This is a genomic window from Microbacterium sp. PF5 (genome assembly GCF_004794315.1).
In the GTDB taxonomy this organism is placed as follows: domain Bacteria; phylum Actinomycetota; class Actinomycetes; order Actinomycetales; family Microbacteriaceae; genus Microbacterium; species Microbacterium sufflavum.
This window is the reverse complement of sequence record NZ_SSDQ01000110.1, coordinates 1-14,287: the sequence shown is the minus strand read 5'-3', so window position 1 is coordinate 14,287 and position 14,287 is coordinate 1. Positions and strand designations below refer to the sequence as shown.

General features: G+C 67.3%; 8 protein-coding genes and 1 tRNA gene. 1 reads left to right on the top strand and 8 read right to left on the bottom strand.

Annotation, left to right across the window (positions count from 1 at the left end; all coding sequences use genetic code 11):
* The first annotated feature begins 183 nt into the window (after window positions 1-183).
* Complete coding sequence (locus DW297_RS09270) at window positions 184-618, top strand: hypothetical protein (protein ID WP_136031631.1); 435 nt, start codon at window positions 184-186, stop codon at window positions 616-618.
* A gap of 48 nt (window positions 619-666) precedes the next feature.
* On the opposite strand, the gene DW297_RS09265 is transcribed toward DW297_RS09270, so the two are convergent.
* The 8 genes from DW297_RS09265 to DW297_RS09230 all read right to left on the bottom strand — a co-directional run.
* Entirely contained in the window at window positions 667-2,037 is a 1,371-nt protein-coding gene (locus DW297_RS09265; RefSeq protein ID WP_136031629.1) for an FRG domain-containing protein, read from the bottom strand.
* Between the two features lie 365 nt (window positions 2,038-2,402).
* Window positions 2,403-2,487 (bottom strand) — tRNA-Tyr (locus DW297_RS09260).
* A gap of 86 nt (window positions 2,488-2,573) precedes the next feature.
* The gene (locus DW297_RS09255; RefSeq protein ID WP_136031627.1) at window positions 2,574-3,503 is read right to left on the bottom strand and encodes a PfkB family carbohydrate kinase; all 930 of its coding nucleotides are present in this window, start codon (window positions 3,501-3,503) and stop codon (window positions 2,574-2,576) included.
* A gap of 120 nt (window positions 3,504-3,623) precedes the next feature.
* Window positions 3,624-7,499: a DNA-directed RNA polymerase subunit beta' gene (gene rpoC, locus DW297_RS09250; protein ID WP_136031625.1), complete on the bottom strand. Its 3,876-nt coding sequence runs from the start codon at window positions 7,497-7,499 to the stop codon at window positions 3,624-3,626.
* Window positions 7,500-7,580: 81 nt separating this feature from the next.
* On the bottom strand, window positions 7,581-11,084 hold the full coding sequence (gene rpoB, locus DW297_RS09245; RefSeq protein WP_136031622.1) for a DNA-directed RNA polymerase subunit beta: 3,504 nt from the start codon (window positions 11,082-11,084) through the stop codon (window positions 7,581-7,583).
* 208 nt (window positions 11,085-11,292) lie between these two features.
* Complete coding sequence (locus DW297_RS09240; RefSeq protein WP_136031621.1) at window positions 11,293-12,993, bottom strand: ABC transporter ATP-binding protein; 1,701 nt, start codon at window positions 12,991-12,993, stop codon at window positions 11,293-11,295.
* A complete protein-coding gene (locus DW297_RS09235; RefSeq protein WP_136031619.1) occupies window positions 12,990-13,952 on the bottom strand; it encodes an ABC transporter permease in 963 nt (320 codons plus the stop codon). The genes DW297_RS09240 and DW297_RS09235 overlap by 4 nt, the downstream gene beginning before the upstream one ends.
* 34 nt (window positions 13,953-13,986) lie before the next feature.
* A partial coding sequence (locus DW297_RS09230; RefSeq protein ID WP_136031616.1) for an ABC transporter permease subunit occupies window positions 13,987-14,287 on the bottom strand: 301 nt, incomplete at its 5' end.

Here is a 14,287-nt window from a genome sequence, read left to right as displayed (position 1 = left end):
GTCGACGCGGAACTCATCGGGCGCGCGCCTCAACGCCGCCGCGATGAGGGCACGTGCTGCCGGCTCCACGTCTGCGAGGGTCCCTACACGTGTGCGTGCGGCCACATCGCACGCTTCAACGATCCACCAGCCACGTTCCTGGTGGACCTGAAACTCATATAGGTACACGCCGAACCTCCACACGTGGCAACCATCGCAGCACTCGCCCGCGCATCGGGCACAAGCATCACGGGGACGGAACTCGGTGTGATGCGTGCGACGGCGGTCCAGCGGGCGCAGTTCTTAAACGCGACGAGCGCCATCAGCACTCGCTGGGAGCATGACGACACCGACCAGTTCGATACGGTGGTCGAAAGTTGGAAACTCCTCAACATGCTCGTGGGGTTCTCCCAGAACCGCCACATCACACAGGAGCATCAGCGGGCGACAGCGATTCTGGCGTTCGGCCGCCGTCACGTGGGTCGGCATCGGAATCCCGCGATGATTGCTGACGCACTGCGGGAGATCGCGGGCCACGTCAGCGACGGGGATGGATCCGCTGCCGCCGACATCGTCCGCGACCTCTACGCCTTCGTGGCGCTGCCGTACTTGCTTGAGCTCGGCATCACTATCCGGTGAGCGCGAATCATCGGGATGCGTGCAGCCGACGCGCTCCTCGATAAACCGTTAGCGGGGCCCGTACGGGCCGCGCAGATGCTGGACGAGGCCGCCGAAATCGGGGTAGACGCTGGAGTAATGAAGCCCTTTGCCTTCCAGGTACGTGCGGATCGGTTCTTTCGCGTCCGCGAGAATCCGGAATGCGAACACCGGCACGAGGTTCGCCTTGTTCGGTTTCGTCAGCACATCGTGACGTGACGGCAGACCGACGATGGACGTCGCACGGGCGATCTCCGACGCCCGCCAATCCTTCTCGAGCACGTCAGTGAACACCTCCACGACGTCACTGGTGAGGATGGGACCTGCTTCCAGAAGGAACCCCGCCCGCTGGGCGCGCATCCGGTCGCTGAGCGCGGGCGGGAACCATGTCCACGTACGCGTGCCCGTCCCCCAGTCCGCAGGGCGGCGATGCTCGTTGTCCTCCCACGCATGCCAGAAAGGTGTGTCACCGAACAACGCGGGCAGGTTCTCGTTCGGGGCGGCGACATGCCTGCCCACCCGAGGCGAACGACCCCACGCCAGAACGAGCCCATCAGCGCCATCGTGCTCCGGGTGCTCCTCCACAGCGAACCAGCACGCCATCTCCGGATCCGTTGATACGTCGATAAGGCGAGTGGGAGCGCCGTGGTGTTGCAATTCAGCGAAAAAGTTGAGAGGGCGTGTGAGGTCCTGGCCCCAACGTTCAGCCTGCCGGAGTTCCTCGATCTCCGCTGCGACGATACGGTCCTCGTCGACAGCGCCTTTCTCAGCGAGCTGACGGTACAAAGACGAGTGCACCTCCCAGGATGCATCCTGCTGCCCTCGCCACACCAGCCGGTGCTCGTGCTGCTTCTGCTGCACTTTGTAGAGGGCTTTGAGTAGCGTGCTCACGCTGTCGATGACAACCGCGTGCGTGTCGAAGAACGCGAATGCGGAACGGGATTCGCGCGGAGCCGTGGAGGGGCGCGAGCCTCGATGCAACTGCAGTGCCGGGTAGAGAGAGGCGACGGAACGGGCATCACCCATCACCTGACTGGTGAACAGTGCAGCGGTGCGCGCGATCTGCTCCAGTTGGATGTTGTTCGCATTCACCACCGACGAGATCATCGCGCCGATGTTGGCTTGCTTCAAGACACTCGCGCGAATGTTCTCGTTCAGGGAGGCGATGATGCGGGACAGATCGGCGTTGTTGGCGATGGCTTCGTTCGCGCCGAACCGCGCGTAGGAGCGAGCAAGGTCCTGCCCCACGCTGCTCCCGAGCGTGTACCGTCGTTCGGAATCGCGCTCGACTGGCGCCACGGTCTCATCGTCCGCCGGCGCGACTGTTTCTTCGGCTGCGACCTCCTCGCCCGCGTCGCCGTCCGGTTCCGTGTCGCCGCCGTCCGTGGGGTCATCACTCATGCCGACAACCTATCGTCATCGCGCGTTCGCACCCTCACCGCTGCTCGCCAGGCAACGCGCCGTCACGCCTTCGCGCGGCTCTCCCGCCAGAACAGGCCGAACACCGTTCTCGGCAAAGTCTGACGCCCGCAGTCCTGCCGCTCGACTTCCTCGACGCAGACATGTACGGGTGCGAGGAGGATGATGTGTTGGCGGCGGTGCCGAAGGAAGGTGTGCTGGTCGCGGCGAAGGCGACTATCCACCCGACGTGAGTGTGGCGACACGCGTAGTGGGAGAACGAAGAAGGCCTGCCAGTCGTCCGGCAGGCCTTCTTCGTAGGTGTTTAGATCCGAGAACATAAGAGCTCTAGAACCGAGAACACCCCGTGGTGGCGAGTGAGGGATTCGAACCCCCGAAGTCGAAGACGGCTGATTTACAGTCAGATCCCTTTGGCCACTTGGGTAACTCGCCAGAGCGCACCCGTCCGACTTCAACAGCCAACCGGGGGCACGAAGATCCATCATACCCGCACGATGCGGGGTCGAGAAATCGAGGCGTCAGCTGCCGTGCACCCCGCGGTCGGACTCGGCGAGCGACTCGGGCGTGCGCAGCAAGCCGCCCTCGGCCCTGCACGTCGCGGCCGCGATGTCCATGGCCCGTCGCAGCAGGGCATCCCACTCCCCTGCGGCCTGCGGAGCAGCGGCGACCAGACCGGCGGCGACGGCGGCGAGCGTCGCATCGCCCGCCCCCACGGTGTCGACGAGGCGCCCGGGCAGCGCGGAGATCGGGGCCGTCGAGATGCCGGCGTCGGACTCGAGCACCGCGCCGTCCGCCCCCGCGGTGGCCAGCACCGCGCGCACGCCGAGCCCCCGGAGACGGGAGCGCAGCGCGTCGAGGTCGCCGTCGTAGAGCACCGCCGCGTCGTCGGCGCCGACCTTCACGACCTCGGCCTGCGCGGCCAGACGCTCGAACCCGCGCACGAACTCGTCGCGGTCGCTCAGCATGCCCGTGCGCGGGTTCGGATCGATCGCGAGGCGCGCACCATCCAGGGCGGCTACGAGCGCGTCGACCTCGGCGGGAGCGTCGAACGGGAAGCAGCTGACGACCGCGAGGTCGGCGTCCGCGATCGCGGCCACCGCCTCGTCCGAGTAGCGGATCGTGCGCTCCTGGGCGGCACGGTTGAAGACGTAGCTCGGCTCGCCGTTCGCGGCCCGGGTCACGACGGCGCGCGACGACCCGTGCGGCGCCGCGCTCGCGATCAGGCGCACGCCGTGGTCCGCCACATACTCGCGGATGTGCGCGCCTGCGACGTCTTCTCCCACCATCGCGATGAGCGTCGTGGGGATTCCGAGCCGCCGCAGACCCACCGCCACGTTCAGGGCGGCTCCGCCGACGAACTCGCGGACGCCGCTGTCATCCCGGATCTCGTCGATCAGGGCGTCTCCGATGACGACGGCCGAGCCGCCGGGGGAAGTCTCAGTGCTCACTCGCCGACCCTACCGCGCCCGCCCGCGCTCCGGAGCGCTGCCGAACTGCGCGCCCGAACGCGGCGAGGGACGACGAAGGCCCCGGGCGATGCCCGGGGCCTTCGTTCACTCAGTCACACCTCAGTTGTAGGTACCGGGGGTGATGTCGTCCGTCGAGAACGCGTCGAAGTCGACGTAGCCGAAGTCGCCGTCCGCGTACGCGCCGTCGGATGCGAAGATCCGGTTCGGGTAGCGCTCGCTCTTGGCTTCCTCGGTGGCCTCGACCGTGACGTCGCGGTACTTCGAGAGACCGGTTCCGGCGGGGATGAGCTTACCGATGATGACGTTCTCCTTGAGACCGACCAGCGGGTCGCGCTTGCCCTCCATGGCGGCCTGCGTGAGCACGCGGGTCGTCTCCTGGAAGGACGCGGCGGACAGCCACGACTCGGTCGCGAGCGACGCCTTCGTGATACCCATCAGCTCCGGGCGACCCGACGCGGGGCGCTTGCCCTCGGCCACGGCCTCGCGGTTGATCTGCTGGTAGCGCTTCAGGTCGACCATCTCACCCGGCAGCAGGGTCGTGTCGGCGTGGTCGACGACGGTGACCTTGCGGAGCATCTGGCGGACGATGACCTCGATGTGCTTGTCGTGGATCGGCACACCCTGCGAGCGGTACACGCCCTGCACGCCGCCGACGAGGTACTTCTGCACCTCGCGGGCACCCATGACGCGCATGACCTCCTTGGGGTCGAGCGTGCCGACCTGCAGGGGCTGACCGACCGAGACGTGCTGGCCGTCCTCGACGAGGAGCGTCGCACGCTTCAGCACCGGGTAGACGACGGGCTCGTCGCCGTTGTCGGGCGTCAGGATGACCTTCTTGGCCTTGTCGGTCTCGTCGATCGTGATGCGGCCGTCGGCCTCGGCGATCGGCGACGCACCCTTGGGGGTACGGGCCTCGAACAGCTCCTGCACACGGGGCAGACCCTGCGTGATGTCGTCGGCCGACGCGGAACCACCGGTGTGGAAGGTACGCATCGTCAGCTGGGTACCGGGCTCACCGATCGACTGGGCCGCGATGATGCCGACGGCCTCACCGATGTCGACCGTCTTGCCGGTCGCGAGCGAACGGCCGTAGCACTGCGCGCAGACGCCGACGGCGGAGTCGCAGGTCAGGACCGAGCGGACCTTGATGGTCTCGACACCCGCAGCGACCAGCTTGTCGATGAGCACGTCGCCCACGTCGTCGCCGGCCGAGGCGAGGACCTCGCCCGCCGCGTTCACGACGTCGGAGGCCAGCGTCCGGGCGAACACCGAGTTCTCGACGTTCGCGTCGCGCACCAGCTCATCCTGCGAGTTCGGCGCGGCGATCGGGAGCTCGAGGCCCTTCGACGTGCCACAGTCCTCTTCGCGGATGATGACGTCCTGCGAGACGTCCACCAGACGACGGGTCAGGTAACCCGAGTCGGCGGTACGCAGAGCGGTGTCGGCCAGACCCTTACGGGTACCGTGCGTCGCGATGAAGTACTCCGCCACCGACAGACCCTCGCGGTACGAGGAGATGATCGGACGCGGGATGATCTCACCCTTGGGGTTGTTCACCAGACCACGCATACCGGCGATGTTCCGGATCTGCAGCCAGTTACCACGGGCGCCCGAGGACACCATGCGGTTGATGGTGTTGTCCTCCGGGAAGTGCGCCTTCATCGCGGCCTGCACCTCGTCGGTCGCCTCGGTCCAGATCTTGATGAGCTCCTGACGACGCTCGGCGTCGGTCGTGAGGCCCTTCTCGTACTGGGACTGGACCTTCGCGGCCTGCTTCTCGTAGCCCGCGACGATCTCCGCCTTGTTCGGCGGGGTCAGGATGTCGCTCAGCGCGACGGTGACACCCGAACGGGTCGCCCAGTAGAAACCGGCATCCTTGATGCGGTCCAGCGTGGCGGCCGTCTCGACCTTGGGGTACTCCTCGGCCAGCTTGTTGACGATCTGCGACAGCTTGCCCTTGTCGGCCTGCTCGCGGACGAAGGGGTAGCCCTTCGGCAGCGCGTCGTTGAAGATCGCCTGACCGAGCGACGCGTCGACCAGACCGTGCTTCTCGTAGCCCTCGGGAGCCTCGCCCTCCAGGAAGGCCAGACCCGGGATGCGGATGCGGACCTTCGCCTGCAGGTCGAGCGTGCCCTCGTCGTACGCGAGCTGCGCCTCACCGACGGAGCCGAACGCACGGCCCTCGCCCTTGGCACCGGCCTTGACCGTGGTCAGGTGGTGCAGACCGATGATCATGTCCTGCGAGGGCAGGGTCACCGGACGGCCGTCGGACGGCTTGAGGATGTTGTTCGACGCGAGCATCAGCACGCGGGCCTCGGCCTGAGCCTCGACCGACAGCGGCAGGTGCACGGCCATCTGGTCACCGTCGAAGTCGGCGTTGAACGCCGCGCAGACGAGCGGGTGCAGCTGGATGGCCTTGCCCTCCACGAGCTGCGGCTCGAACGCCTGGATGCCCAGACGGTGCAGGGTGGGTGCACGGTTGAGCAGCACCGGACGCTCGCGGATGATCTCCTCGAGCACGTCCCAGACCTCGGGACGGGTGCGCTCGACGGCGCGCTTCGCGGCCTTGATGTTCTGCGAGTGACCCAGGTCGATCAGGCGCTTGATGACGAACGGCTTGAAGAGCTCGAGCGCCATCTGCTTGGGCAGACCGCACTGGTGCAGCTTGAGCTGCGGGCCGACCACGATGACCGAACGGCCCGAGTAGTCGACACGCTTGCCGAGCAGGTTCTGACGGAAACGACCCTGCTTTCCCTTGAGCATGTCGCTCAGGGACTTGAGGGCACGGTTGCCGGTACCGGTGACGGGGCGACCACGGCGGCCGTTGTCGAACAGCGCGTCGACGGCCTCCTGCAGCATCCGCTTCTCGTTGTTGACGATGATCTCGGGGGCGCCGAGGTCGATCAGGCGACGGAGACGGTTGTTGCGGTTGATCACGCGGCGGTACAGGTCGTTCAGGTCGGAGGTCGCGAAGCGGCCACCGTCGAGCTGCACCATCGGACGCAGCTCCGGCGGGATCACCGGAACGACGTCGAGCACCATCGCGGCCGGGCTCATGCCGGTCTCGAGGAACGAGTTGACGACCTTGAGGCGCTTGATCGCACGGATCTTGCGCTGGCCCTTGCCCTCCGAGATCTGCAGGTGCAGGCTCTCGGCCTCGGCGGTCAGGTCGAACGCGGCCAGGCGACGCTGGATCGCCTCGGCACCCATGTAGGCCTCGAAGTACTGGCCGAAGCGGTCCTGCAGCTCGTGGAAGACGTCGTCCTCCGGGCGCAGGGCACCGACCTCGAGCGTGCGGAAGTCCTCCCACACGCGCTCCAGCTTCAGGATCGCCTCGTCGGCACCCTTGCGGATGAGCGACATCTCCTTCTCGGCGGCGTCCTTGACCTTCTTCTTGGCGTCGGCCTTGGCACCCTCGGCCTCGAGAGCCGCGAGCTCCTCCTCCAGCTTGGCCAGGCGCTCCGCGATCTTGGCGTCGCGGCGGTCGCCGAGCGTCTTCAGCTCGAGGCGGATGTTGTTCTCCTGCGTGCCCAGGTCGCGGTGACGAGCATCCTCGTCGACCGAGATGACCATGTAGGCGGCGAAGTAGATGACCTTCTCGAGGTCCTTCGGCGCCATGTCGAGCAGGTAGCCGAGGCGCGAGGGCACGCCCTTGAAGTACCAGATGTGGGTGACGGGAGCGGCGAGCTCGATGTGACCCATGCGCTCACGGCGGACGGAGCTCTTGGTGACCTCCACGCCACAGCGCTCACAGACGATGCCCTTGAAGCGGACGCGCTTGTACTTGCCGCAGGCGCACTCCCAGTCACGGGACGGGCCGAAGATCTGCTCTCCGAAGAGACCGTCCTTCTCCGGCTTGAGGGTGCGGTAGTTGATGGTTTCGGGCTTCTTGACCTCGCCGTAGGACCACGCGCGGATGTGGTCTGCGGTCGCCAGGCCGATGCGAAGCTCATCGAAGGTTGTGGACTCGAGCACTAGTTCTCCTGTGTCGGAAATTCTGTTTGAGAAGTCTGCTTCGGTGAGCCGGGGACACGGCGGTCCCCGGCTCCCGAAGGATTAGATCTCGTCGATCGAGGCGGCCTCGAAGCGGCTGGAGATGTTGATACCGAGTTCCTCTGCGGCGCGGAACGCCTCGTCGTCGGTGTCACGGAGGTTGACCAGCGTGCCGTCGGCCGAGAGGACCTCGACGTTCAGGCAGAGCGACTGCATCTCCTTCATGAGCACCTTGAACGACTCCGGGATGCCGGGCTCCTGGATGTTCTCGCCCTTGACGATCGCCTCGTACACCTTGACGCGGCCGAGGATGTCGTCGGACTTGATCGTGAGGAGCTCCTGGAGGGCGTACGCGGCGCCGTAGGCCTCGAGGGCCCACACCTCCATCTCACCGAAGCGCTGTCCACCGAACTGCGCCTTACCACCGAGCGGCTGCTGGGTGATCATCGAGTACGGACCGGTGGAGCGGGCGTGGATCTTGTCGTCCACCAGGTGGTGGAGCTTCAGGATGTACATGTAGCCCACGGAGATCGGCGCCGGGAACGGCTCGCCGGAGCGGCCGTCGAACAGCTGCGTCTTGCCGCTCGAGTCGATCAGGCGCAGGCCGTCACGCGTCGGGAGCGTCGAGTCGAGCAGACCGGCGATCTCCTCCTCGCTGGCGCCGTCGAACACCGGGGTCGCGACCTTGGTGCCGGGGGCGGCCTCGAAGGCCTGCTCCGGCAGCTTGGCGGCCCACTCCGGGGTGCCCTCGACCTTCCAGCCCTGCTTCGCGATCCACCCGAGGTGGGTCTCGAGCACCTGGCCGAAGTTCATTCGACCCGGGATGCCCAGCGGGTTGAGGACGATGTCGACCGGCGTGCCGTCCGAGAGGAACGGCATGTCCTCGACGGGCAGGATCTTCGCGATGACACCCTTGTTGCCGTGACGGCCGGCGAGCTTGTCACCCTCGGTGATCTTGCGCTTCTGGGCGATGTAGACCACGACGCGGCGGTTCACGCCGGAGCCGAGCTCGTCGTCGCCGTCCTCGGCGTTGAACTCCTTGACGGCGATGATCGTGCCCTGCTCACCGTGCGGCACCTTCAGCGACGTGTCGCGGACCTCGCGGCTCTTCTCGTTGAAGATCGCGCGGAGCAGGCGCTCCTCGGCCGACAGCTCGGTCTCACCCTTCGGCGTGACCTTGCCGACGAGGATGTCGCCGGGGCGGACCTCGGCACCGATGCGGATGATGCCGCGCTCGTCGAGATCCTTCAGCAGCTCGGGGCTGACGTTGGGGAGGTCACGGGTGATCTCCTCCTTGCCGAGCTTGGTGTCGCGGGCGTCGACCTCGTACTCCTCGATGTGGATCGACGAGAGGGTGTCGTCCTTCACCAGGTCCTGGCTCAGGATGATGGCGTCCTCGAAGTTGTAGCCCTCCCACGTCATGAACGCGACGAGGAGGTTCTTGCCGAGGGCCAGCTCGCCGTTCTCGGTGGCGGGGCCGTCGGCGATGACCTCGCCGACCTCGACGCGCTCACCGGCCGACACGACGACCTTCTGGTTGTAGGAGGTGCCCTGGTTCGAGCGGTCGAACTTGCGCAGGTGGTACTCCTGCGTGCCGCCCTCGTCGAGCATGACCACGACGCGGTCGGCGGAGACCTCGGAGACGACACCGGCCTTCTCGGCGGTGATCACGTCACCCGCGTCGATGGCGGTGTAACCCTCCATACCGGTGCCGACGAGCGGCGAGTCGCTGCGCAGCAGCGGCACGGCCTGGCGCTGCATGTTGGCGCCCATGAGCGCGCGCTGCGCGTCGTCGTGCTCGAGGAAGGGCACGAGCGAGGTCGCGACCGACACCATCTGGCGCGGCGAGACGTCGATGTAGCCGATCTCCTCCGGCAGGAACAGGTCGACCTCACCGCTACCGCCCTTGGGGCGCGCGAGCACGTGGCTCTCGCGGAAGCGACCCTTCGCATCGAGCGGCGCGTTGGCCTGCGCGATGTTGAAGTCGACCTCCTCGGACGCCGTGAGGTAGTCGATCTGCTCGGTCACGACACCGTCGACGACCTTGCGGTACGGGGTCTCGATGAAGCCGAACGAGTTGATGCGCGCGAAGGTCGCGAGCGCACCGATCAGGCCGATGTTCGGGCCTTCCGGGGTCTCGATCGGGCACATGCGGCCGTAGTGCGAGGGGTGGACGTCACGGACCTCGACGCCGGCGCGGTCGCGGCTCAGACCACCGGGGCCGAGGGCCGAGAGGCGGCGCTTGTTGGTCAGACCCGCGAGCGGGTTGTTCTGGTCCATGAACTGCGACAGCTGCGAGGTTCCGAAGAACTCCTTGATCGCGGCGACGACGGGGCGCACGTTGATCAGCGTCTGCGGCGTGATGGCCTCGATGTCCTGCGTGGTCATGCGCTCGCGGACGACGCGCTCCATGCGGGACAGACCCGTGCGGACCTGGTTCTGGATCAGCTCGCCGACCGCGCGGATGCGACGGTTGCCGAAGTTGTCGATGTCGTCGGTCGCGAGACGGATCTCCGTCTTCTTGCCGCCGCGGATGCCCTCGAAGGTCTCCTCGGTGCCGGCGTGCAGACGCACCAGGTACTTGATGGTCGCGACGATGTCCTGCACCGTCAGCACCGACTCCGTCAGCGGGGTGTCGAGACCCAGCTTGTGGTTGATCTTGTACCGGCCGACCTTGGCGAGGTCGTAGCGCTTCGGGTTGAAGTAGAAGTTGTCGAGCAGCGCGCGGGCAGCCTCGGCGGCCACCTGCTCGCCCGGACGCAGCTTGCGGTAGATGTCGCGCAGCGCGTCTTCCTTGGTGACGATCGTGTCCTTCGCGAGCGTCTCCTCGATGGAGGTGTAGCCGGCGAACTCGGCCAGGATCTCCTCGCTGGTCATGCCCAGCGCCTTGAGGAAGACCGTGACGGACTGCTTGCGCTTGCGGTCGACGCGCACGCCCACCTGGTCGCGCTTGTCGATCTCGAACTCGAGCCAGGCACCGCGGCTCGGGATGACGCGCGCCGAGACGATGTCCTTGTCGGAGGTCTTGTCGGGCGTCTTGTCGAAGTAGACACCGGGCGAGCGGACGAGCTGCGAAACGACGACGCGCTCGGAGCCGTTGATGATGAACGTGCCCTTGTCGGTCTGCAGGGGGAAGTCGCCCATGAAGACCGTCTGCGTCTTGATCTCACCCGTGAGGTGGTTCATGAACTCGGCCTCGACGTACAGCGGCGCGGCGTAGGTCTTGCCACGCTCCTTGCACTCCTCGATGGAGTACTTCTCCGGCTCCAGGTACGGGTTCGTGAACGACAGCTGCATCGTCTCGCCGAGGTCCTCGATCGGGGAGATCTCCTCGAAGATCTCGCCCAGACCGCTGTTCTCGTTCACGTCGGTGCGACCGGCGGCCTTCGCCTCGGCCACGCGCGCCTTCCAGGCGTCGTTGCCGACGAGCCAACCGAAGGACTCGGTCTGCAGAGCGAGAAGGTCGGGGACCGTCAGCGTGTCGGAGATCTTGGCGAACGAAAGACGGGAAGCTCCGCGTCCGTTCTTGGTGGTGGTGGATGTGGATGCGTTGGGAGCAGCAGCCAAGGGAATAACCTCCGTGAGCCCCGCAGGGCTTCTCGATTCCTTTGTCGTCAGGTGGAGTTCGCGCTCGAGAGCTCAACGGATGCCGACCACCATATGAGGGCAGGGAGGAGCGAGCGCAACTACCAACTATACCCACGATTCCGCGACATGGCAAGCACAGTCCTTGACCAATCTCAGAACCTGCGGTATTGGCGCTCGCTCCCCCGCCTCAGGACGCGATGCCGAGCTCGTTGCCCGGGATCGAGGCGAGCAGGCGCCGCGTGTAGGGGTCGCGCGGATTCGTGAAGATCTCCTCCGACGTCGCCGCCTCGACCAGCTTCCCGTCCTTCATCACGCACACGTAATCGCTGATGAGCCGCACCACCGCGAGGTCGTGCGAGATGAACAGGTAGCTCAGGCCGTACTCCCGCTGCAGGTCGCCGAGCAGCCGCAGGATCTGGTCCTGCACCAGCACGTCGAGCGCCGACACCGGCTCGTCGCACACGATGAGGTCGGGCGAGAGCGCGAGCGCCCGGGCGATCGCGACGCGCTGCCGCTGACCGCCCGACAGCTCCGACGGGTAGCGGCGCAGCATCGACTGCGGCAGCGCCACGTCGTCGAGCAGCTGCCGCACGCGCTTGCGACGGTCGGCGCCACTCCCCCGCCGATAGAACTCCAGGGGCTCGGCGATCAAACGCTCGATCGTGAACATCGGGTTCAGGCTCGAGTACGGGTCCTGGAAGATCGGCTGCACGCGCTGCCGGAACTCCTTCGTCTCCGCACGATTCAGCGATGCGACGTCCTTGCCCTCGTAGCGGATGAGTCCGCTGGTGGGCTCGATCAGCTTGAGCAGCATGCGGGCGGTCGTCGTCTTGCCCGAGCCGGACTCCCCGACGATCGCGACCGTCTCGCCGCGCGGGATCGCCAGCGACACGTCATCGACGGCCACGAAGTCCTCGTGCTTGCCCCGCACCGGATACACCTTCGTGAGGTTCTCGATCTCGACGATGTGGTCGCGCGGCTTCTCCTCCGCGGGCTGCTCGGCGGCGGACGTGTCGCGCACGAACGCCTCCGGCCGCAGCCGGGCGACCGCGACCGAGGGCGCCGCCTTCACGAGCGACTGCGTGTACGGGTGCTGCGGGTCCTCCAGGATCTGCCGCGCCGGCCCCTGCTCGACCACCTTGCCGCGGTGCATCACCACGACCCGCTCCGCCCGCTCGGCCGCGAGACCGAGGTCGTGCGTGATGAGCAGCACCGCCGTGCCGAGCTCGCGCGTCATCTCGCCGATCTGGTCGAGGATGGTCTGCTGCACCGTGACGTCGAGCGCGCTGGTGGGCTCGTCGGCGATCAGCAGCCGCGGCTTGCACGCCAGCCCGATCGCGATCAGCGCGCGCTGGCGCATACCGCCGGAGAACTCGTGCGGATACTGCTTGGCGCGGCGCTCCGGGTCGGGCAGGCCCGCGGCCGTGAGCGCCTCGACGACCTTCCCCTGCACGTTCTGCCGCGTGGCCAGGCCGTGCGCGAGCAGCGTCTCTGCGACCTGCGTGCCGATCTTGGCGACCGGGTTGAGGTTCGACATGGGGTCCTGCGGGACCAGGCCGATGTCGCGCCCCCGGATCGTGCGCAGCTCGTTCTCCGAGGCGTGCGCGATCTCGCGGCCGTCCAGGCGGATACTGCCCGCCGCGACCTTCCCGCCCCCGGCGAGCAGCCCGATGATGGCCATCGCGGTGGTGGACTTGCCCGACCCGGACTCACCCACGATCGCGACCGTCTCGCCCGGTCGGATCTCCAGGTCGACGCCCTCGACCGCGTGCACGACGCCGTCCATGGTGGCGAAGTCGACCGCCAGTCCCTCGACCGACAGCAGCGGCTCGTCCGACATGCGGTTCTCCCTCGCGGCGCGCGCGGCGCCCTCGTCTCGCGTGTTCATCGTGCCCTCGTCCTCGGGTCCATGGCCTCGCGCAGCGCCTCGCCCAGCAGGGTGAAGCCGAGCGCGGTGACCGCGATGCAGATGCCGGGCAGGAACGCCAGCCACGGCGCGATCGCCAGCTCCGCCTGGGCGTAGGTGAGCATGCGCCCCCACTCGGCGGTCTCGGGGCGGCCGCCGCCGAGCCCGAGGAACGACAGCGCCGCCGCGTCGATCACCGCGGTCGCCAGCGTCAGCGTGCCCTGCACGATCACGGGGCCGATCGCGTTGGGGAGCACGTGCGACATCGTGATCCGGCCGCGGCCGAGGCCCAGCGTCTGCGCCGAGAGCACGTAGTCGCTGGAGCGCTGCTGCAGCATCGACGCCCGCAGCAGCCGCGCGAAGATCGGCACCTGCGAGGCACCGATCGCGATCATGACCGCGAACGGCGTCTGGCCGAGGATCGCCGCGATCGACACCGCCAGCAGCAGGTTCGGCACGGACAGGATGATGTCGACCACGCGCATGATGACCGTGTCGACCCAGCCGCCGAACGTGCCGGCGATGAGCCCGAGCAGCATGCCGCCGACGAGCCCCATCGCGGTCGAGACGACACCGATGAGCAGCGACGCCTGCGCGCCCCAGATCAGCTTCGAGAGCACGTCGCCGCCGAAGCGGTCGAGCCCGAGCGGGAACTCCGGCAGCTCGCCCGGTCCGGGGATGTGCGTCGGGGTGATGAACTTCGCGCCGGGGAGCGCGGTCTCCGGATACGGGGCGATCACCGGTGCCAGCAGGGCGATTGCCAGGAAGACGAGCACGATGACCGCGCCGATCCATGCGGTCGGGTTGCGGCGGAGTCGACGGAACACGTCGCTCCAGAAGCCGCCGCCGTTCTTCAGATCGGCCTGCGCGATCGCGACGGTGTCGATGCTTCCCCCGCTCTCGGCGGAGGGTCCCTGTGCGGGTGGGAGGGCGATGCTCATGCGACCGCCTCCTTTCGGACGATGAGGAGAGACATCACTGCACCCTCACTCTCGGGTCGATGAAGCTGTAGGAGACGTCCACCGCCAGGTTGATCAGCGCGTACGCGATCGCGATGAAGATGATGAAGCCCTGGAGCACCGGGAAGTCCCGCGTGAAGATGGCCCGCGCCAGGAACGAGCCGATGCCGGGGAACGCGAACACCGTCTCGGTGAGCACCGCCCCCGAGATCAGCAGTCCCGTCTGCAGACCGATCGTGGTGATCACCGGCAGCATGGCGTTGCGCAGGATGAAGCGGCTGCGCAGTGTCGACGAGCCGACGCCCTTCGCGCGCCCG